Origin of the sequence: Variovorax sp. CAN15 (assembly GCF_030462475.1) — a bacterium.
Classification (GTDB): Bacteria; Pseudomonadota; Gammaproteobacteria; order Burkholderiales; family Burkholderiaceae_C; genus Variovorax.
This window is the reverse complement of sequence record NZ_JASMRZ010000010.1, coordinates 39,963-58,920: the sequence shown is the minus strand read 5'-3', so window position 1 is coordinate 58,920 and position 18,958 is coordinate 39,963. Positions and strand designations below refer to the sequence as shown.

Below are 18,958 nucleotides of genomic sequence, written 5' to 3'. Positions count from 1 at the left end.
GTTTGTGGCAGGCAAGTTCCGAGATCCAGGAGAGCGCCACCCATGTTCGGCAAGCTGCTGCCCCGCGAGGGGAATTTTTTTGAGATGTTCAACCAGCACGCCGAGCGCATCGTCGAGGCGGCGCGGGCGTTCGAGCAACTGGTGGCCAACTACAACGACGTGCACCTGCGCGAGCAGTACAACCGCGACGTCGACAACGCCGAGCGCGCCGCCGACCGCGTCACGCACGACGTCAACCGGCTGATCCACAAGACCTTCATCACGCCCATCGACCGCGAGCAGATCCACAAGCTCATCAACACGATGGACGACGTGGCCGACCTGATCCAGGACTCGGCCGAGACCATGGCGCTGTACGACGTGCGTCACATGACCGACGAGATCGTGCGTCTCACGGCCCTGAGCGTGAAGTGCTGCGACCGCCTGAAGGACGCCGTCAAGTTCCTCGGCAAGATCGCCGACCCGGCCGTGGCCGAGGCCACGCTGAAGACCTGCGAAGAGATCGACCGCCTCGAATCGGACGCCGACCGCGTGATGCGCAGCGCCATGAGCAAGCTGTTCCGCGAGGAGCCCGACGTGCGCGAGGTGATCAAGCTCAAGGCGATCTACGAGCTGCTGGAGACGATCACCGACAAGTGCGAGGACGTGGCCAACGTGATCGAGGGCATCGTCCTCGAGAACTCGTAAGCGGGCAGCGACCGATGGCAACAGTTCAGGTCGCCCTTTGGGTGGTTGTGGTGCTGGTCGTGCTGGCGATCCTGTTCGACTTCATGAACGGATTCCACGACGCCGCCAATTCGATCGCGACGGTGGTCTCCACCGGGGTGCTCAAGCCGGGTCAGGCCGTGGTGTTCGCGGCCTTCTTCAACCTGATCGCGATCTTTATTTTTCATCTGAGCGTGGCCGCCACGGTGGGCAAGGGCATCGCCCATCCCGGGGTGGTCGACGTGCACGTGGTGTTCGGCGCACTCATCGGTGCCATCAGCTGGAACCTCGTGACCTGGTACTACGGCATTCCGAGCAGCTCGTCGCACGCGCTGATCGGCGGCATCGTGGGCGCCGTGATCGCCAAGACCGGCACCAGCGGCCTCGTCGCCTCGGGCATCTGGAAGACGGTGGCGTTCATCTTCGTTTCGCCGCTGCTGGGCTTCGTGCTCGGCTCGCTGATGATGGTCGTGGTGGCCTGGGGCTTCCGCCGCGCCACCCCGTCGCGCATCGACCGCTGGTTCCGTCGGCTGCAACTGGTCTCGGCCGGCGCCTACAGCCTGGGCCACGGCGGCAACGATGCTCAGAAGACCATCGGCATCATCTGGATGCTGCTGATCGCCACGGGCTATGCCTCCGCCAGCGATTCGACGCCTCCGAACTGGGTCATCGTGAGCTGCTACACCGCGATTGCGCTGGGCACCATGTTCGGCGGCTGGCGCATCGTGAAGACGATGGGCCAGAAGATCACCAAGCTCAAGCCCGTGGGCGGCTTCTGCGCCGAGACGGGCGGGGCGCTGACGCTGTTCCTGGCCACCGCGCTGGGCATTCCGGTGTCGACCACCCACACCATCACGGGCGCCATCGTCGGCGTGGGCTCGGCACAGCGCGCAAGCGCGGTGCGCTGGGGCGTGGCGGGGAACATCGTGTGGGCGTGGATCTTCACGATCCCGGCCTCGGCGTTCGTGGCGGCTATTGCCTACTGGATCAGCATGCAGCTGTTCTGACGGCTACTGCGAAATCTTCCGCCCCTCTTCGATCTGGTGCTCGAAGTAGCGCTGGAAGCTGAACACGATGCTGGCCATCAGGATCGTGCTGCCGAACAGGAGGGCGAGCACGACGGCGCCGATGGTGAACCAGTTCGTGCGGCCGGGTTCGGCGTCGGTCGGGGCGCTGGCATTGAAGCGGGCGTTCCATTTTTCGGGCGTCATGAGGCCGTAGACGATGGCCATCAGCGCGCAACCGGCGATGGTGAAGCCCAGCAGCGGGATCAGCGCCCAACTCAATCCGTCGTCAACACCGTACATGCGCACGCGCTCGATGCCATAGACGCCCAGCGCGGTGGGAATGGGCAGCAGCCAGCCGAGCCAGTCGCCCATGCCGCGCAGGTAGAAGCGGTGCAGCCCCAAGGGGCCGCCGAGGAAGGAAAGCCAGGCGGCAATGGTCTTGTTTTTCATTCGGGTTTGGTGGTGCCGCCTTCGCTGAGCACCTTTTCCATCAATACGACGTCGCGCCATTCGCCGAACTTCCAGCCGCAGTTCTTCAGCACGCCGACGTGCGTGAAGCCCTGGCTGCGATGCACGCCGATGGAGCCTGCGTTGGCGGAGTCGCCGATGACTGCGATCAGCTTGCGCACGCCAGCTGTCTCGGCCGCCTGCGACAGCGCCGCCAGCAGCTTGGCGCCCAGACCCTTGCCGCGTGCTGACTCCGACACGTAGATCGAGTCTTCGGCCGAAAACCGGTAGGCCGGGCGCGGCTTGAACCAGTTGCAGTAGGCAAAACCCAACACTTCGCCGTCCTCCTCGGCGACCAGGTAAGGCAGGTTCCTGGCGAGCACGTCGGCGCGGCGGGTGGCCATTTCGGCGGGGGAGGGAGGTTCGGTCTCGAAGGTGCCGGTGCCGTGCAACACGTGGTGGGCGTAGATGGCCGTGATGGCTGCGACGTCTTCTTCGCGGCAGGGGCGGATGGCGAGGGGCATGCGGGTGAAACGGGTGGCGCGAGGCCGAAATTCGGACAAAAACGCGGGTCGGGCTATAATCGTGGGCTTTTCAGCGTGTCGCTGGCCGGGTGGCCAGTCGCGTGTCTCGACGCTGGAAGAACATTGTGAGCGGGCCTTTTTCAATCCACGAGGCCTGCTGACCACCCAAGGATAAATCATGGTCGTCATTCGACTCTCCCGCGGCGGCTCCAAAGGCCGTCCGTTCTTCAACATCGTCGTGTCGGACAAGCGCGTTCGCCGCGATGGCCGTTTCATCGAGCGCCTGGGTTTCTACAACCCGACCGCCAAGGAAAACGAAGAAAGCATCCGCATCGCACAGGACCGCCTGGCGTACTGGAAGAGCGTCGGCGCACAAGCTTCGCCCACCGTTCTGCGCCTGATCAAGCAAGCTGCCGCGGCAGCTCCCAAGGCGGCGGCCTAAGCCGCCCGCACGGCGATGCTGCCCGCACTCGAAGCCGCCGAATTGCCGGCGGATGCGATCGAAGTAGGGCGCATCGCCGATGCCTGGGGCATCAAGGGCTGGTTCAAGGTCCTGCCCCACAGCGCCCAGCCCGAGGCGCTCTTCTCATCGAAGCGCTGGTTCCTGCAGGCTCCCGGAGCCTCGGCGAGCACAGCCTTCCGGCTCGCGATCCGCGAAGCCAAGGAACATTCCGACTGCATCGTCGCCACGTCCGAAGACGTGCCTGACCGCAACGCCGCCGAGGCGCTGCGCGGCGCGCGCGTGTTCGTGCCGCGCTCGAGCTTTCCCACGGCCGGCGACGACGAGTACTACTGGGTCGACCTGATCGGCCTGTCGGTGGTCAACCGCGAAGGCGTCTCTCTTGGCGCCGTGCGCGAACTGCTCGCGACCGGCCCGCAGACCACGCTGGTGCTTGCTGCCGAAGAAGATGGCAAGGCCATCGAGCGCATGGTGCCCTTCGTCTCGGCCTTCGTCGACAAGGTCGACCTGCCCGGGCGGCTCATCACGGTCGACTGGCAGCCGGACTACTGACCGGCGCCCCGCGAGGCATGCGCTTCGACGTTCTCACGCTCTTTCCCGAACTGTTCGCGCCCTTCGTGGCCAGCGGCGTGACGCGCCGCGCCTACGACTCGAAGCAGGTCGAAGTGGTGCTGTGGAATCCGCGCGACTTCGCGCAGGGCAACTACAAGCGCGTGGACGACCGGCCGTTCGGCGGCGGCCCCGGCATGGTCATGATGGCCGAGCCTCTGTCCGACTGCCTCGATGCAGTGCTTGCCGCGCGTGGAGCCGAGGCGCCCGTCATTCTTTTTTCTCCCATCGGCGAGGTGCTGCGGCACGAGGTGGTCGAGCGCTGGTCCGGTAGCGAAGGCGCGGTGCTGGTCTGCGGCCGCTACGAAGGCATCGACCAGCGCTTCATCGATGCGCGCGTCACCCACCAGATCAGCCTTGGCGACTTCGTGCTCTCTGGCGGCGAGATCGCGGCCATGGCGCTGCTCGATGCCGTGGCCCGGCTGCAGCCGGGCGTGCTTGGCGACGAGGCCAGCCATGTGCAGGACAGCTTCAATCCGGCGCTCGACGGCCTGCTCGACTGCCCGCACTACACGCGTCCCGAGCAGTGGAACGGGCAGGGCGTTCCGGCACCGCTGCTCTCGGGCCACCATGCACAGATCGAGCGCTGGCGGCGCGACCAGCGCCTTGCCATCACGGCCGAACGGCGCCCCGAGCTGATCGATGCGGCCCGCGCGGCGGGGCGTCTTGGCAAGGCCGATGAGGCCGCGCTGAAAAAAAAGCTATAATCCCCGGTTCCCCGATCCTCTGTCCGGCCGCGCCCGGTCTTTTTGCGGTCTTCCCGTGAAAGCCAAAGGCGCCTTTTGTGTAGCCCGGCAAGATCGAATATCAGGAAATCATGAACCTCATCCAGACCCTCGAGCAGGAAGAAATCGCCCGTCTCGGCAAGACCATCCCTGAATTCATGCCCGGTGACACGGTCATCGTCAGCGTGAACGTCGTCGAAGGAACCCGCAAGCGCGTGCAGGCCTACGAAGGCGTTGTGATCGCCAAGCGCAACCGTGGCCTCAACAGCGGCTTCACCGTGCGCAAGATCTCCAGCGGCGAAGGCGTGGAACGTACCTTCCAGACCTACAGCCCGCTGATCGCCGGCATCGAAGTCAAGCGTCGTGGCGATGTGCGCCGCGCCAAGCTGTACTACCTGCGTGAACGCAGCGGCCGTTCGGCACGCATCAAGGAAAAGCTGCCGAGCAAGTCGACGGCTGCGACGGCCGCGTAACAGCAGCCTCCTGTCGTGCAAGAAAAGCCGCCGCTCTGGCGGCTTTTTGCGTTGTTGTCCCTGCTCGACGACAAGTTGCCCTTTTTCGGCTCTACTTCGCCCACCCGGCTCCGGTACTTTCATCCCTTGACCCACTCATCCACTTCCCCGCAAGCCGCCTCCGCCGAAATCGTCAACGCCGTGGCGCCGCCCGCGCTGATGCAGTTCGACCCGCGCAAGGTGCCTTTCGTGGCCGGAGAGGTCGCAGGATTGCCGGCAGTGGGAGCTGAGCATCTGACGGCGCAGGCGCTGCGGGCGCGTTTCGCCTCCCCTCCCGCCTGGACGCCCGAACTGCGCCGCGACGCGCGCATGACCGACCGCGTTCCCGCGCAGGCAGCGGTGCTGGTGCCGATCGTGCAGCGCTCCCGGGGGGCGACCGTGCTGTTGACCGAGCGCACGTCGAACCTGTCGACCCACTCGGGGCAGGTAGCGTTTCCCGGCGGCCGCGTCGACCCCGAAGATGCCAACATCGCCGCTGCCGCATTGCGCGAGGCATGGGAGGAGGTCGGCCTTTCGGCGCAATACATCGAGGTGCTCGGCAGCCTTCCGACTTACACCACGGTGACCTCGTTCATCGTGACTCCAGTGGTCGCCCTGGTCGAACCCGACTTCGAACTCACCATCAATCCCTACGAGGTCGCCGAAGCCTTCGAGGTGCCGCTCGCCTGGCTGATGGATCCGGCCAATCACCGCCACCACACCGTTCCCGCACCTGACGGCACCCGGCGCCAGTGGTACTCCATGCCCTATCAGGATGGTGCGGACGAGCGCTTCGTGTGGGGTGCGACTGCGGGCATGCTGCGCAATCTCTATCGCTTCCTGGCAGCCTGAACCTTCAGGCGCTCTCGCTATCATCGAAGGATGAGCTTTTTTGCCATCCTGTGCGCGCTGCTGATCGAGCAGGTGCGGCCGCTGGGCCCGCACAATCCCGTGTACGGCGCGGTGCTTGCGTGGACACGCTGGACCAGCCGCAACTTCGACGCGGGCAAGCCGCATCACGGATGGATCGCCTGGGGGCTCGCCGTGTTCATCCCCACGCTCGGCGCACTGGGCGTTCACTGGCTTCTGGTGCTCACGCTCGGCCTGCCTTTCGCGGTGCTCTGGAGCATTGCCGTGCTTTACGTCACGCTGGGCTTCAGGCAGTTCAGCCACCACTTCACCGACATCCGCGACGCGCTCGACGAAGGCGACGAACCTATGGCGCGCTCGCTGCTCGCGCACTGGCAGGGCGTCGACGCGGCCGACCTGCCGCGCAGCGAGATCGTGCGCCACGTCATCGAGCATTCGGTGATTGCAGCGCACCGCCATGTGTTCGGCGTGCTCGCGTGGTTCTCGATCATCGCGGCCATCGGCCTCGGTCCGGCTGGCGCGGTGTTCTATCGCATGAGCGAGTTCGTCTCGCGCTACTGGGCGCACAAGAACGGCGCAGCGGTTCAGCCTTCCAGTGTTTCGGTACAAGAGGCCGCGGACCGCGCCTGGCACGCCATCGACTGGCTGCCCGCGCGCATCACCGCGCTGGGCTTTGCGGTGGTCGGCAGCTTCGAGGAGGCGATCGACTGCTGGCGCAATGACGCGCAGCGCTTTTCCAACGAGAACGACGGCGTGATCCTCGCGGCCACCTCGGGCGCGGTAAATGTGCGTTTGGGCGGCGGCTCGCTGCGCCCGATCCCGGTCGCCGACCCGTTGCCGCGTGCCCAGGCCGGTGAATCACTGGCCGACGGCCGCCGCACCGACAGCGGCAGCACTCCCGGCCGCGAGCCCGAGCCGGGCCATCTGCGCAGCGTCGTCGGCCTGGTCTGGCGTTCGGTCGTGATGTGGATGGTGCTGCTGGCCTTGCTGACCCTGGCTCGCCTGCTCGGCTGAGCGGGATGCATGAAGCCATGACCCAGCAACGGCAGCCGGTGCCGGCCTTCTGGAGCCCGCGGATCGCCGCGCTCGAGCCCTATGTGCCAGGCGAGCAGCCGCGCATCGCGAACCTCGTCAAGCTCAACACCAACGAGAACCCGTATCCGCCGTCGCCGATTGCGGTGGAGGCCATCCGCCGCGCTGCCGAAGAAGGCCTGGAGCGCTATCCCGACCCCACTTCGCTCGCGTTGCGCGAGGCAGTGGCCCGCCGGCACAACCTGCAGCCCGACGAGGTTTTCGCCGGCAACGGCTCCGACGAGGTGCTCGCGCACGCATTCTTCGCATTCTTCCAGCAGGCAGAGCCGCTGCTGATGCCGGACGTGAGCTACAGCTTCTACAAGGTCTACGCGCAGCTCTACGGCATCGCCTGCGAGCAGCAGCCCGTGGACGAGGGCCTGCGCATCGACGTCGATGCCCTCGCGGCCCGCGCGCGCCAGGGTTGCGCGGGCATCGTCATCGCGAATCCGAACGCGCCGACCGGCATCGGGCTGCCCCTGTCGCGCATCGAGCAGCTGCTCGATGCCTGTCCCGATCGCGTGGTGCTGGTCGACGAGGCCTACGTCGATTTCGGCGGCGAGAGCGCGCTGCCGCTGATCCGCAGGTATCCGAACCTGCTCGTGGTTCAGACCCTTTCCAAGTCTCGTGCACTGGCCGGTTTGCGAGTGGGCTTTGCCTGCGGCCAGGCGCACCTTATCGACGCGCTGATTCGCGTCAAGGACAGCTTCAATTCCTATCCTCTCGACCGCCTTGCCTCTGCAGGTGCCGTCGCGGCGCTTGAAGACGAGGATTGGTTCCGTGACGCCTGCGCCAGGATCATCGACACCCGCGAGGGCCTGACTCTTCAGCTCGAGGACCTGGGCTTCGAGGTGCTGCCGTCGCAGACAAACTTCGTCTTCGCGCGTCACCCGAAGCGCGACGCTGCCGAGCTGGCCGCCCTGCTGCGCGAGCGCGCAGTGCTGGTGCGGCACTTCAGGCCGCCGCGCATCGCGCAGTTCCTGCGTATCAGCATCGGCACGCGGGAGCAATGCAGTCTGCTCGTGCAGCGGTTGCAGGACATCTTCGACTCAACTCCGTGAAGGACGCCCAGCCAATGCCGATCCTGGACTCCGACCCGCGCGCCGAGGCTTGTGCTGGCTTCTGGAATTCCGTGAGCAACCGTCTCGAAAGCCTGCGGGCCTTGCCCGCCCGTGAGCTGATGGAGCGGCTGAACGAGTTGCTGAGCCCCCACTTTCCGCGGCTTGCGGCCGAGGTGGCGGGTGATCCGCCCGTCTTCAAGCTCGTGCTGACCGCGCATGGATCGGTGGATGACTTCGAGGACCTGATGATGCTGGTGCAAGCGAGCCCCAGGCTGCCGCGGGTCGAGGTGGAAGCCTTCCGCCAGCGCGCGAGCGACGGCTTCGGCATGCGCATGAACAACTTCGAGCTGGCGAGCTCCGAGGTACTGGTCAGGCACGAACCCTACCGTGGGCGGGTGGCGCTGGAAATCGGCTTCGCCAAGCCGATCCCGATGGACATGCAGGACCACGCCCGCCATATGAGCCTCATCATGCTCGACCACATCCTGGGCGAGTACGACTTCGCGGTGAAGGTCGGCGCGGTCGACTACGTGGAGCCGGGCGCACAGGCCGATTTCAAGGGCGTGCCGCTCGACGATTTCGTGCCCCTGTTCGACGCCTGCTGGCGAGACGAACTCGGCCATACGGGCGTGTTCGCCTTTGGCGAGCATGCCTGGTCCGGCCTGAGCGCAGCGCGCACGGCCGAGGATGGCCGCGAGATCGGGATGGTCGTGATGCGCAACGACAGCGCCATTGCCCTGGTAGGCCGCGCCGACCTGTGCCATCGCCTGTCCGTGGCGATTCCGGTCGAATCGGGTGAGGAGCTTGAAGATGCCCGCGGCTACGAAGACCGGCTGACGGCGGGGCTACGGATGCACGAGGCCGGCTGCTGTACGCACGTGGTGCTGGAGGAGGGTGTGCGCACCATCCACTTCCAGGTGGCCGACCCGGACAGCGCGATCACGCAGGCGCAATCGCTGCAGGACGACATGGATCTGGGGGCGACGATGGAACTGGAGTTCGACCCGACCTGGCAGTCTTACCGGGTCTGGCTCGGCTGAGGCTGCAGCGGTTCTTAGTAGCGCTTCTGGCTGAGCTCTTCGAACAGCTCGCCATAGATCCGGTAGCGGCTCGCGCTGATCGCGCCCGGCGCATCGGAGGTCTCCACGTTCGCGATCACGCCGCAGCCCGGCTCGTGCAGGTGCGTGCAGTTGTAGAACTTGCAGTCGTTGGCATGCTCGGCAATGTCGGGCATGAAGCCGGCAAGCTGCATCGGCGCGATGTGGTTCAGGCCGAATTCCTGGAAGCCCGGGGAGTCGATCAGACCGGTGGTGCGGGCTTCGTCGATCCAGTACCAGGTGGTGCTGGTGGTCGTGTGCTTGCCGGAGTTGAGCGCCTGAGAGATTTCCTGCGTCAGCACCGTCGCGCCCGGTACCAGCAAGTTGGTCAGGGTGCTCTTGCCTGATCCGGATGGGCCCAGCACGAGCGTGGACTTGCCGGCGAGCAGCTTCATCAGTGAGGCGTAGTCCGCCTCCGCCGATGCCTTCAGCGACAGCGGCAGCACGCCGTGGTGCATGCGGCGATAGGGTGCGAGCCTGGCCCAGGCGCGTTCGAAGGGTTCAACGAGGTCGCTCTTGTTGAGCGCGATGATCGGAGCGATGCGCTCGGCTTCGGCCGCGATCAGCGCCCGGGCCAACTGGTGTTCGGAAAACTCTGGCTCGGCCGCGATCAGGATCAGCACGTGGTCGAGATTGGCCGCGAAGGACTTGGTGCGGATCTCGTCCTGCCGGTAGAACAGATTGCGCCGCGGCAGCACCTGCTCGATGGTGCCTTCGTCCTCGCTGGCCTGCCAGTGCACGCGGTCGCCGACCACGGCCTGGCTTTTCTTGCCTCGCGGATGGCAGATCAGCCGTTCGCCAGCGGGTGTTTCGACCAGGCAGTGGCGCCCATGGCTGGCGACGACGAGTCCTTCGTGGAGTGCCTTCGCAGCGGCTGTTGCTGCGGGCGCGGCGCGGCCGGGCTTAGCCAAGGGCGCATTCCATCAGGCGGCGGGAGTGGCACCGACCAGCGCGTCGGCCTGGCGGGCGCAGTCGAAGTCGGTGACCGACAGGCCGTTGACGTCGTGCGTGTTGAAGCGCACCACGCAGCGGTTGTAATGCACCGACAGGTCGGGGTGGTGGTCCTGCGTGTGCGCCACGAAGGCGAGGGCGTTCACGAAGGCGATGGTTTCGAAGTAGTTGGCGAAGCTGAAGGTTTTTTCGATGGCGACATTGGCGCCGTCGCCGGTGAGTTTCCAGCCGTCGAGGCGTGCCAGACCGGACACGATCTCGGTGGCGCTCAGCGCCTTGCGAGGAGGGAGGTTCTTCCAGTCCTTGGGCTTGAACATGCTGCTCATGATGGGCTTCTTCGGGTGAGGGGGAGTCAGTCGGATCAGGCTGCCGCTGTCATGCGCGCTAGACGTTCGGAGGCCGGGGGATGCGAGTAGTAGAACCTGACGAACACGGGGTCGGGCGTGAGCGTCGATGCATTGTCCTGGTACAGCTTGAGCAGGGCGGCCGACAGGTCGGTGCCGCTGGTCTGGGCCACCGCATAGGCGTCGGCCTCGAACTCGTGCTTGCGTGACAGCCGGGCGGAAAGTGGAGCGACGAAGAAACCGAACACCGGCACGGCGAGCAGGAACAGCAGCAGCGCCAGTGCGCTGTTGGGCGCCGACATGTTGGGCTGCACGCCCAGGCCCGCATAGAACCAGACCTGTGTCGACACCCAGCCCAGCAGGGCGAAGCCGGCCAGGCTCAGCGCGAACATCGCAATCAGCCGCTTCACGATGTGGCGGTGCTTGAAGTGGCCGAGTTCGTGCGCGAGCACGGCTTCGACCTCGCCCGCATTGAGCTGGCGCAGCAGCGTGTCGTAGAACACCACGCGCTTGCTGGCGCCGAAGCCGGTGAAGTAGGCGTTCGCATGCGCGCTGCGCGTGCTGCCGTCCATCACGAACAGGCCCTTGGCCGCGAAGCCGCAGCGCTTCATGAGGGCCGTGACGCGCTCCTTGAGCGTGGGGTCGTCGAGCGGCTGGAACTTGTTGAACAGCGGGGCGATGAAGGTCGGGAAGATCAGCATCAGCAGCAGGTTGAAGCCCATCCACGCGCCCCAGGCCCACAGCCACCACAGCTGGCCGGCCGCGCCCATGAGCCAGAGGATCAGCGCGGCGATCGGCAGCCCGATCACGGCGCCCAGAAGCGTGGACTTGAGCGTGTCGGCCAGCCAGAGCTTCCAGGTCATCTTGTTGAAGCCGAAGCGCTCTTCGAGCCTGAAGGTCTGCCAGAGCGTGAAGGGCAGTTCGAGCAGGCCGCCGATGGCGGCGAAGGCTGCCAGCAGCACCAGTTGCTGCACCATGCCGCCGCCGATCCAGCCCAGCAGGAGCTTGTTGAGAAGGTCGAGGCCGCCGAGCAGGGTCCAGCCGAGCAGCAGCGCCGCGCTCCATGCCATCTCGACCAGGCCGAATCGTGCCTTGGCAATGGTGTAGTCGGCGGCCTTCTGGTGCGCGGCGAGGGTGATGGTCTGCGCGAAAGCGGCCGGTACGGTGCCGCGGTGCTGCGCCACATGACGGACCTGCCGCGTGGCCAGCCAGAACTTCACGAGCAGGCCCGCGACGATCGCAGCCGCGAAGGCGATGGTGAAGATGAGCGAATAGGACATGGACCAGCGAGTTTAGCCCTCGCTATCCGGGGCCGCAGCCCTTCGACGACAATCCTGCGATGCCCGAATCCCTTGACCCGACGCCTCCCGCAGCCACGCCAACCCTGAAGAAAAGCGACCAGAACCTGGTCTGGCTGGACTGCGAAATGAGCGGTCTCGACCCCGAGAAAGAGCGCCTGCTCGAAATCGCCGTGGTCGTGACCGGCCCCGACCTCACGCCCCGCATCGACGGCCCCGTGCTCGTCATCCACCAGAGCGACGCCGTGCTCGACGGCATGGACGCCTGGAATAAGGGCACTCACGGCCGCAGCGGCCTGATCGACAAGGTCAAGGCGTCCACGCTCGACGAAGCCGCGGCCGAGCAGCAGCTGCTGGAATTCATCGCCAAGTACATTCCGCGCAGCGGTTCGCCCATGTGCGGCAACACCATCGGGCAGGACCGGCGCTTCCTGGTCAAGTACATGCCCAAGCTGGAGGCGTACTTCCACTACCGCAATCTCGACGTGAGCACGTTGAAGGAACTGGCCAAGCGCTGGAAGCCGGCCGCGTACAACAGCTTCAAGAAACAGCAGGCGCATACGGCGCTGGCGGATGTGCACGAGTCCATCGAGGAATTGGCGCACTACCGGGAGACATTCCTGCGCCTTGCAGATTGAGTAAAACCTGGGATTAGGTAAAAACCCGGATTCGTGCCATAATTGCGGGCTTCGCTGGCCGGGCAGGCATTTTTAGCCCGGTGAGCGTTTCTCGCATCTCCCTATCTTGCACACCGCGCCCGATCGCTTTTGCCGATCAAAAAGGGCCGCAGCCTCGGGCATCCGCCTGAAGTTGAATGTCGTTGGATGGTTGATGTTTTTAACCACCCAACGGGGCGCCGTCCACGGCGGCGCTCGCGTTTGAGATTGAAATTCATGACCGACGCTTTTGAAGCGCAGGGCGAGTTCGCGCCTGTGCAATCCGCTACCCACAACGAATTCGCCGCTGCCCCGGACAACGTGTCCGAGGCTCCCATCCTCGAGGCTCTGGACGGTGCCGCTCCCGATGCGGCTGTCGCCGAAGAGCCCAGCGCCCCCAATGGCTTCATCAGGCTGGGCCTCGCGCCTGAGTTGATCGCCGCCGTGGCGGACATGGGCTTCACTCAGCCCACCGCCGTGCAGGAAAAGGTCGTTCCCATCGCCATGGGCGAGCAAAGCGGCTCGGCTCCTTCGCGCTTCGTCGACCTGATGGTCTCCAGCCAGACCGGTTCGGGCAAGACCGCCGCCTTCCTGTTGCCCGTGCTGCACACCCTCATCAAGCGCCAGGCGGAAGCCGAGGCCGCCGAGAAGGCCGAGTTCCAGCGCCTGGCCGCCGAAGCCGCTGCTCGCGGCGAAGCTCCGCCCAAGAAGCCGAAGCGCAAAGACCCCACAAACGCCCGCCACTTCAAGGCCGCCACCCCCGGCGCCCTCGTGCTCTGCCCCACGCGCGAACTCGCGCAGCAAGTCGCGCACGACGCCATCGAACTGGTGCGTCACTGCCGTGGCCTGCGCATCGCCAACGTGGTGGGTGGCATGCCCTACCAGCTCCAGATCGCCCGCCTGCAGAACGCCGACCTCGTGGTCGCCACGCCGGGCCGCCTGCTCGACCTGCAGCGCTCGATGCAGATCAAGCTCGACCAGGTCAAGTTCCTGGTGGTCGACGAGGCCGACCGCATGCTGGACCTTGGCTTTGCCGACGACCTGGCCGAAGTCAACCAGCTCACCATCGAGCGCCAACAGACCATGATGTTCAGCGCCACCTTCGCGCCGCGCATCCAGCAGTTGGCCACCCGCGTGATGCGCGAGCCGCAACGCGTGACCATCGACAGCCCGCAGGAAAAGCACGCCAACATCAAGCAGGTTCTGTTCTGGGCCGACAACGCCCAGCACAAGCGCAAGCTGCTCGATCACTGGCTGCGCGACACCAGCATCAACCAGGCCATCGTGTTCGCAAGCACCCAGGTCGAGTGCGATGGCCTCGCCAATGACCTGCAGCAGGACGGTTTCAGTGCCGTGGCGCTGCACGGCGCCCTGAGCCAGGGCCTGCGCAACCGCCGCCTGATGGCGCTGCGCCAGGGCCAGGTCCAGATCCTGGTGGCCACCGACGTCGCTGCGCGCGGCATCGACGTGCCGACCATCACCCACGTCTTCAACTTCGGTCTGCCGATGAAGGCCGAGGACTACACCCACCGTATCGGCCGTACCGGCCGCGCCGGCCGCGATGGCCTCGCCATCACCTTCGCCGAGTTCCGCGATCGCCGCAGGATCATGGACATCGAGCACTACAGCCGCCAGCAGTTCAAGGCCGAGGTGATTCCCGGCATGGAGCCGCAGCAGCGCATGCCGCAATCGCGCCCCGACTTCGGCGGCCGCGGCCGTGAAGGCCATTCGCGCGACCGCAAGTTCGGCGGCGGCGGTGGCTATCGTGGCGGCAACGGCGGCGGTTACGTCGGCGCCAGCGGCTTCAACGACCGCAACTCGCGCGGCCCGGGTGCGGCACCTGGCCCGCGTGGCTTCCAGGGCCAGAACGCCGGTTTCGGTGGCGGCCGTGACGAAGGCGGCAACGGCGGCGGCTATGGCCGCAAGCCGGGCTGGGGCGACAGCGCCCCACGCGGCGGCCACGGTCACGGCGGCGGCCGCGGCGACGGCGGCTTCGCGCCCCGCGGCAATGGCGCCGGCCATGGCGGCCCGGGCAAGGTGTTCGTGCCCCGCGATGCGCAGAAGCGCGCCTTCAAGCCCGGCCGCTGATCCTTTGGGGAACGCAGCCTGAGGGCTGCACCATCCCATTCTTGCGAAAGCCCGCGTTCTCACGAGCGCGGGCTTTTTCATTTCGGGTGCGTTCCGGGTTTCCGAGCACGCCAATGTCGCCGAGTTTGATTGACATATGAATCGATGAAAAGTAATGTAATGGCGCATCACTTCCCCGGAGCCGTCTCGCGGCTGCCGGTTCATCGACACCTGCTTTTCGACTTTCGACATGAAAATTGCGATTCTTGGGGGTGGTCATGGCGCCTACGCGGCTGCCGCGGACCTGTCTGAAACCGGTCATGAAGTGCGCCTGTGGCGCCGCGATGCCCAAGCGCTGCAGCCGTTGCTGCGTGCCGGCGCGATCACGCTGAAGGACGCCGGCGGCTCGCGCGAGGTGCCCATCGCGCTCGCCACCGCCGACATCGGCGCCGCCATGCAGGGCGCCGAGCTGATCGTCATCCCGACTCCCGCCATCGCCCAGCACGACATCGCGCTCGCGATGGCGCCGCATCTTGTCGATGGCCAGGTCGTCTTCCTGCCGCCGGGCACCTTCGGCAGCTACGTGATGGCGCGCACCGTGAAGGACGCCGGCAGCCGCGCCGACGTAGCCTGGGCCGAAACCGGCACCTTGCCCTATCTGGCGCGCAAGCACGGCGAGCGCGAAGTCAACGTCACCATTCGCGCCATCCGCCTGCCGACCGGCGTCTATCCGGCCCGCAAGGAGGCGCAGGCCATCGAGGTGATCCGCAGGGCCTATCCAGCTGTACATGGCTGCGGCGACGCCCTCTCGGGCGCGCTGATGAACGCAGGCCCCGTCATCCACCCGCCGCTGATGGTGATGAACGCCGCGCCGCTGCAGCACTTCGAGCGCTGGGACATCCACAACGAAGGCACGCAGCGCGCCGTGCGCGACGTGACCGACCGGCTTGATCAGGAGCGCGTCGCGGTGCGCGAAGCCTTCGGGCAGGGCTCGCCGCACTATCCGCTGGCCGACCACTACGACAACGACCGGTGGATGTACGGCGATGCGCACAAGCAACTCGTCAAGTCGGGCGACTGGCGCGAGAACATCGACCTGCACACGCACCGCTACATCACCGAGGACACCGAACTCGGCCTTGCCTTCCTCGCGTCCGCCGCGCGCCATGCGGGCGTGGATGCGCCCATCGCGCATGGCCTGCTGGCCATCGTCGGCGGTTTTCTCGGGCGCGACCTGCGGCGCGGCCCCCGCACCTTCGAGAGCCTGGGCTTCGCCGGCCTGAGCACGGCGCAGCTCAAGCAGAGGCTCCACGATGGCGAATGAAGCCGCTTCGCTGCCTCGCTTCGCGGCCGTGGGCGCGGGCCGCATGGGGCGCGGCATCGCCATCGCGTTCGCCTATGCGGGCCACCGCATCTCGCTGATCGACCTGCGCCAGCGCACCGACGAAGCGTGGCAACGGCTGCGCGACGAAGCGAAGGCCGAGATCGACACCAGCCTCTCGGGTCTCGCGCAGCTCGGCGTGATCGACGAGTCGAAGATCGCTGCCATCTCGGCACGCGTCGACTTCGTCGATGCCGCTGCCGCCCCGCAGGCATTGGCCGCAGCCGAGCTGGTATTCGAGGGCGTGCCCGAAACCATGGAGGCCAAGCGCGAAGCCTTCGAGCAGCTCAACCGCCATTGCCGTGACGACGCGATCCTCACCTCGACCACCAGCAGCATTCTGGTGACGCAGCTCGCATCGCTGGTGCGGCTGCCCGGCCGCTTTCTCAACATGCACTGGCTCAACCCGGCCTACGTGATCCCCGTGGTCGAGCTCAGCTGCCATCCGGGCACCGATGCCGCGGTGCTCGCGCGCACGAAGGCGCTGATGGAAGAGATCGGCAAGCTGCCAGTTGTCTGCGGCGCCTCGCCCGGCTACATCGTGCCTCGACTGCAGGCGCTGGTGATGAACGAGGCCGCGCGGATGATCGAGGAGGGCGCCGCCACCGCGGAAGAAATCGACAAGGCCACGCGCTACGGCCTGGGCCTGCGTTTCGCTGCACTGGGCGTTGTGGAGTTCATCGACTTCGGCGGTTGCGACATCCTGCATCACGCGAGCCGCGAGATGTCGGCTTCGCTCGATGCCGGCCGCTACACCGCGCCGGCCATCGTCGGGCAGATGGTCGAGCAGGGCCGACTCGGTCTCAAGAGCGGCAGCGGCTTCTACGAGTACGAGGGGCGCGACGTCGCGGCCTACCGGCGCGATGTGCTCTCGCGCACGCTCGGCGAACTGCGCCACGCGGGCCTCTGGCGCGCACCTGCCGACCGGACCCTGTCATGAACATCCGCCGCGCATTTGCCGATCTTTCGGTGGGGCAGGTGCACTACGCGGCTTGCGGCGACCCTGCTGCACCGGCTGTGTTGCTGCTGCATCAGTCTCCGCGCAGTTGGGCGGAGTACCGCGCGGTGCTGCCGTTGATCGGCGAGCGCCGCAGGGCCATCGCAATGGATACGGCGGGCTTCGGTGACTCCGCCGACGGAGGTGTGCCTGCGAGCATCGAGCAGTGGGCGCGTGTGGCTTGCGAGTTGCTCGATGCATTGGGCATCGAGAAGGTCGACGTGGTGGGGCATCACACCGGCGGCGTTATCGCGGTCGAGCTTGCCGCGGCGTTTCCGCTGCGCGTACGCAGTCTGGTGCTGTCATCCACGCCGTACACCGATGAATCCTTTCGCAAGGCGCGCGCGGAGCGTCCACCCATCGATGAAGTTGCGCCGAGTGAAGACGGCACGCATCTAGCCGCACTGTGGCAGAAGCGCCAGGGCTTCTATCCGGCTGGCCGCCCCGATCTGCTCGAAGCTTTCGTGCTCGATGCATTGAAGGTCGGGCATCGCGTGGAAGAGGGGCATCGCGCCGTTGCGTCCTACCGCATGGAGGAGCGCATCGGCTTGATAGAGCAGCCCTTGCTGATCGTGCGCGCTACCGAAGATCCCTTTGCCGCACCCCACGCGGCGGAGCTGCGGCATCACCTGCCGCGGGCACGCATCATCGACATCGCAGGAGGCATGGTGCCGCTGCCCGATCAGATGCCCGCTGCCTTTGCGCACACGGTGCTTGAGTTTCTGGAGAGCTTGTCTTGAAAGCTGTGCGCATTCACGGATTCGATGCTCTGCCCGTGCTGGAAGATGTCGCCGACCCCGTGGCGCGGCCCGGCCGCACCATCGTGCGCATGGAGGCTGCGACGGTCGGGCACATCGATCGCACCGTGTGGCGCGGCCGCTTCCTGCGGCATCCGCCCTTGCCCTATACGCCGGGCGTCGAGGCCGCGGGCGTTGTCGTCTCGAGTGAGCGCTACCAAGCGGGGCAGCGCGTCTGGTTGCGTGGCAGCGGCCTGGGCACGCTCTTCGATGGCACCTGGTGCGAGCAGATCGACGCGCCCGACGAGGCACTGGGCCATTTGCCCGATGATGTGCCGATGCCTCTGGGCGCGGCATTCTTCTCTCCGACGACCTCCGCGTGGGTGGCGTTGCATGAAGTCGCGATGCTGCAGGCGGGCGAGCAGGTTCTGGTGACCGGAGCGAGCGGCGCTGTCGGCTCCCTCGTGATGCAGCTTGCGCGCGATGCCGGTTGTGCGGCGTTCGCCGTCGCTGCGGATGCGGAACCGCCGGCAGTTGCCAGTGCCGATCTGCTGATAGATACCGTCGGCGGCGATGTGCTCGCGCGAACGCTGCCTGCGGTGCGCCAGGGTGGGCGGGCCGTGCTGGTCGGCTACACCGCGGGGCCGACGCTGCCGCTCGACATCGCGCACTTTCTCCAGCGCGACGTGGCGCTGCTGCCCCTCAACATGTTCCGGCGCGAAGCGCAAGGCCGTGCCGCGGCCCCTGAATTGCTCGCGAGGCTGGCGGACGGCCGCCTGCATCTTGAAGTGCGACCTTTCGCGCTTGCGGATGCTGCTGCGGCACTCGACTGGATCGCGCAGCGTGGCCATCGCGGCCGCGCCGTGCTCGTGCCCCGCCTCTGAGCGGCGGAGCGACGAAGCCGCTCAGTCCTCCTCCGGCTCCTCGATCGGAATGCGCACGTGCAGGTCGATCATCTGCCGCAGCGTCTGCTTGAGCTCTTCCGCGCGCCGCAGTCCGAAGGGTTCGAGCACGCGCCGTTCATGCTCGCGCGCCAGCTCCATCAGATGCTCGACTGCCTTGAGCCCCTTGCGCGTGATGCGCACCAGCGTGATGCGGCGATCACTCTCGTGGGGCAGGCGCTCGACCTGTCCGCGTGCTTCCATGCGGTCCAGCAGCCGTGTCACCGTGGGCTGCTTGGTCACGGTGACCTGCGCGAGCTGGCCGATGCTGATCGGCTCGCTGCCCGCGAGCGAGGCCATCACGCGCCACTCCGAGATGGAGAAGCCCTGCTGTCGCGCCACCTCGTGGAACTCCGAAGAGATCAGCTGGCTGGCTTGCGCCAGCAGCGCCGGCAGGTAGTCATCGACGAAGCGATGCGACTCGACAGGTTGATCAGCCATGAAGGCCCCTCACAGTCGCCACGGGCACGCTGCTTGCATGTCTAGGGTAATTCATGATTGTGGATACATTCATTTGTC

At 66.4% G+C, this 18,958-nt stretch carries 22 protein-coding genes; 16 read left to right on the top strand and 6 right to left on the bottom strand.

What is annotated here, in order from left to right:
• Positions 1-42 precede the first annotated feature (42 nt).
• Together QMO14_RS10220 and QMO14_RS10215 are read left to right on the top strand one after the other, a co-directional pair.
• Positions 43-687, top strand: a complete 645-nt coding sequence (locus QMO14_RS10220; protein ID WP_021006205.1) for a DUF47 domain-containing protein — start codon at positions 43-45, stop codon at positions 685-687.
• A gap of 14 nt (positions 688-701) precedes the next feature.
• Positions 702-1,712 (top strand): inorganic phosphate transporter, encoded by a 1,011-nt coding sequence (locus QMO14_RS10215; protein WP_301506689.1) that lies wholly within the window; start codon positions 702-704, stop codon positions 1,710-1,712.
• A gap of 3 nt (positions 1,713-1,715) precedes the next feature.
• Here QMO14_RS10215 and QMO14_RS10210 read toward each other — a convergent pair whose 3' ends face one another.
• Both QMO14_RS10210 and QMO14_RS10205 read right to left on the bottom strand, forming a co-directional pair.
• Positions 1,716-2,162: an NINE protein gene (locus tag QMO14_RS10210; protein ID WP_301506686.1), complete on the bottom strand. Its 447-nt coding sequence runs from the start codon at positions 2,160-2,162 to the stop codon at positions 1,716-1,718.
• Positions 2,159-2,683 carry a GNAT family N-acetyltransferase gene (locus QMO14_RS10205; protein WP_301506684.1) on the bottom strand — a complete coding sequence of 175 codons (525 nt, stop codon included), beginning with the start codon at positions 2,681-2,683 and terminating at the stop codon, positions 2,159-2,161. The genes QMO14_RS10210 and QMO14_RS10205 overlap by 4 nt, the downstream gene beginning before the upstream one ends.
• A 178-nt stretch (positions 2,684-2,861) precedes the next feature.
• On the opposite strand from QMO14_RS10205, the gene rpsP reads away from it, so the two are divergent.
• From rpsP to QMO14_RS10165, 8 genes are all read left to right on the top strand, one after another.
• Positions 2,862-3,125 carry a 30S ribosomal protein S16 gene (rpsP, locus tag QMO14_RS10200; protein WP_007831311.1) on the top strand — a complete coding sequence of 88 codons (264 nt, stop codon included), beginning with the start codon at positions 2,862-2,864 and terminating at the stop codon, positions 3,123-3,125.
• A 15-nt stretch (positions 3,126-3,140) separates the two neighbouring features.
• Positions 3,141-3,695, top strand: a complete 555-nt coding sequence (rimM, locus tag QMO14_RS10195; RefSeq protein WP_301506671.1) for a ribosome maturation factor RimM — start codon at positions 3,141-3,143, stop codon at positions 3,693-3,695.
• A 17-nt stretch (positions 3,696-3,712) separates the two neighbouring features.
• Complete coding sequence (gene trmD / locus QMO14_RS10190) at positions 3,713-4,459, top strand: tRNA (guanosine(37)-N1)-methyltransferase TrmD (RefSeq protein WP_301506669.1); 747 nt, start codon at positions 3,713-3,715, stop codon at positions 4,457-4,459.
• Between the two features lie 110 nt (positions 4,460-4,569).
• The gene (gene rplS / locus QMO14_RS10185) at positions 4,570-4,950 is read left to right on the top strand and encodes a 50S ribosomal protein L19 (protein ID WP_301506667.1); all 381 of its coding nucleotides are present in this window, start codon (positions 4,570-4,572) and stop codon (positions 4,948-4,950) included.
• Positions 4,951-5,076: 126 nt separating this feature from the next.
• A complete protein-coding gene (locus QMO14_RS10180) occupies positions 5,077-5,820 on the top strand; it encodes a CoA pyrophosphatase (RefSeq protein ID WP_301506806.1) in 744 nt (247 codons plus the stop codon).
• 30 nt (positions 5,821-5,850) lie between these two features.
• A complete protein-coding gene (locus QMO14_RS10175; RefSeq protein WP_301506665.1) occupies positions 5,851-6,852 on the top strand; it encodes a CobD/CbiB family protein in 1,002 nt (333 codons plus the stop codon).
• A gap of 17 nt (positions 6,853-6,869) precedes the next feature.
• Positions 6,870-7,970 (top strand): histidinol-phosphate transaminase, encoded by a 1,101-nt coding sequence (hisC, locus tag QMO14_RS10170; RefSeq protein WP_301506663.1) that lies wholly within the window; start codon positions 6,870-6,872, stop codon positions 7,968-7,970.
• Positions 7,971-7,984: 14 nt separating this feature from the next.
• A complete protein-coding gene (locus QMO14_RS10165; RefSeq protein WP_301506661.1) occupies positions 7,985-9,010 on the top strand; it encodes a hypothetical protein in 1,026 nt (341 codons plus the stop codon).
• A gap of 14 nt (positions 9,011-9,024) precedes the next feature.
• On the opposite strand, the gene rsgA is transcribed toward QMO14_RS10165, so the two are convergent.
• Genes rsgA through QMO14_RS10150 form a run of 3 tightly spaced genes read right to left on the bottom strand, consistent with a single transcriptional unit; the run spans position 9,025 to position 11,642 of the window.
• The gene (rsgA, locus tag QMO14_RS10160; protein WP_301506659.1) at positions 9,025-9,978 is read right to left on the bottom strand and encodes a ribosome small subunit-dependent GTPase A; all 954 of its coding nucleotides are present in this window, start codon (positions 9,976-9,978) and stop codon (positions 9,025-9,027) included.
• A 12-nt stretch (positions 9,979-9,990) separates the two neighbouring features.
• A complete protein-coding gene (locus tag QMO14_RS10155) occupies positions 9,991-10,344 on the bottom strand; it encodes a 4a-hydroxytetrahydrobiopterin dehydratase (protein WP_301506657.1) in 354 nt (117 codons plus the stop codon).
• Between the two features lie 35 nt (positions 10,345-10,379).
• Positions 10,380-11,642: a M48 family metallopeptidase gene (locus tag QMO14_RS10150; RefSeq protein WP_301506655.1), complete on the bottom strand. Its 1,263-nt coding sequence runs from the start codon at positions 11,640-11,642 to the stop codon at positions 10,380-10,382.
• Positions 11,643-11,701: 59 nt separating this feature from the next.
• Here QMO14_RS10150 and orn point away from each other — a divergent pair, with 59 nt between their 5' ends.
• The 6 genes from orn to QMO14_RS10120 all read left to right on the top strand — a co-directional run bounded on the left by orn (position 11,702) and on the right by QMO14_RS10120 (position 18,382).
• Positions 11,702-12,298 (top strand): oligoribonuclease, encoded by a 597-nt coding sequence (gene orn, locus QMO14_RS10145; protein ID WP_301506653.1) that lies wholly within the window; start codon positions 11,702-11,704, stop codon positions 12,296-12,298.
• 255 nt (positions 12,299-12,553) lie between these two features.
• Complete coding sequence (locus QMO14_RS10140) at positions 12,554-14,404, top strand: DEAD/DEAH box helicase (protein WP_301506651.1); 1,851 nt, start codon at positions 12,554-12,556, stop codon at positions 14,402-14,404.
• A 229-nt stretch (positions 14,405-14,633) separates the two neighbouring features.
• On the top strand, positions 14,634-15,707 hold the full coding sequence (locus QMO14_RS10135; RefSeq protein ID WP_301506649.1) for an NAD/NADP-dependent octopine/nopaline dehydrogenase family protein: 1,074 nt from the start codon (positions 14,634-14,636) through the stop codon (positions 15,705-15,707).
• A complete protein-coding gene (locus QMO14_RS10130) occupies positions 15,697-16,704 on the top strand; it encodes a 3-hydroxybutyryl-CoA dehydrogenase (RefSeq protein WP_301506648.1) in 1,008 nt (335 codons plus the stop codon). Before QMO14_RS10135 ends, QMO14_RS10130 begins: the two co-directional genes overlap by 11 nt.
• Positions 16,701-17,501: an alpha/beta fold hydrolase gene (locus QMO14_RS10125; RefSeq protein ID WP_301506646.1), complete on the top strand. Its 801-nt coding sequence runs from the start codon at positions 16,701-16,703 to the stop codon at positions 17,499-17,501. Before QMO14_RS10130 ends, QMO14_RS10125 begins: the two co-directional genes overlap by 4 nt.
• Positions 17,502-17,506: 5 nt before the next feature.
• The gene (locus QMO14_RS10120; RefSeq protein WP_301506805.1) at positions 17,507-18,382 is read left to right on the top strand and encodes a zinc-binding alcohol dehydrogenase family protein; all 876 of its coding nucleotides are present in this window, start codon (positions 17,507-17,509) and stop codon (positions 18,380-18,382) included.
• Between the two features lie 21 nt (positions 18,383-18,403).
• Here QMO14_RS10120 and QMO14_RS10115 read toward each other — a convergent pair whose 3' ends face one another.
• Positions 18,404-18,880 (bottom strand): MarR family winged helix-turn-helix transcriptional regulator, encoded by a 477-nt coding sequence (locus QMO14_RS10115; protein ID WP_301506644.1) that lies wholly within the window; start codon positions 18,878-18,880, stop codon positions 18,404-18,406.
• Positions 18,881-18,958: the final 78 nt, after the last annotated feature.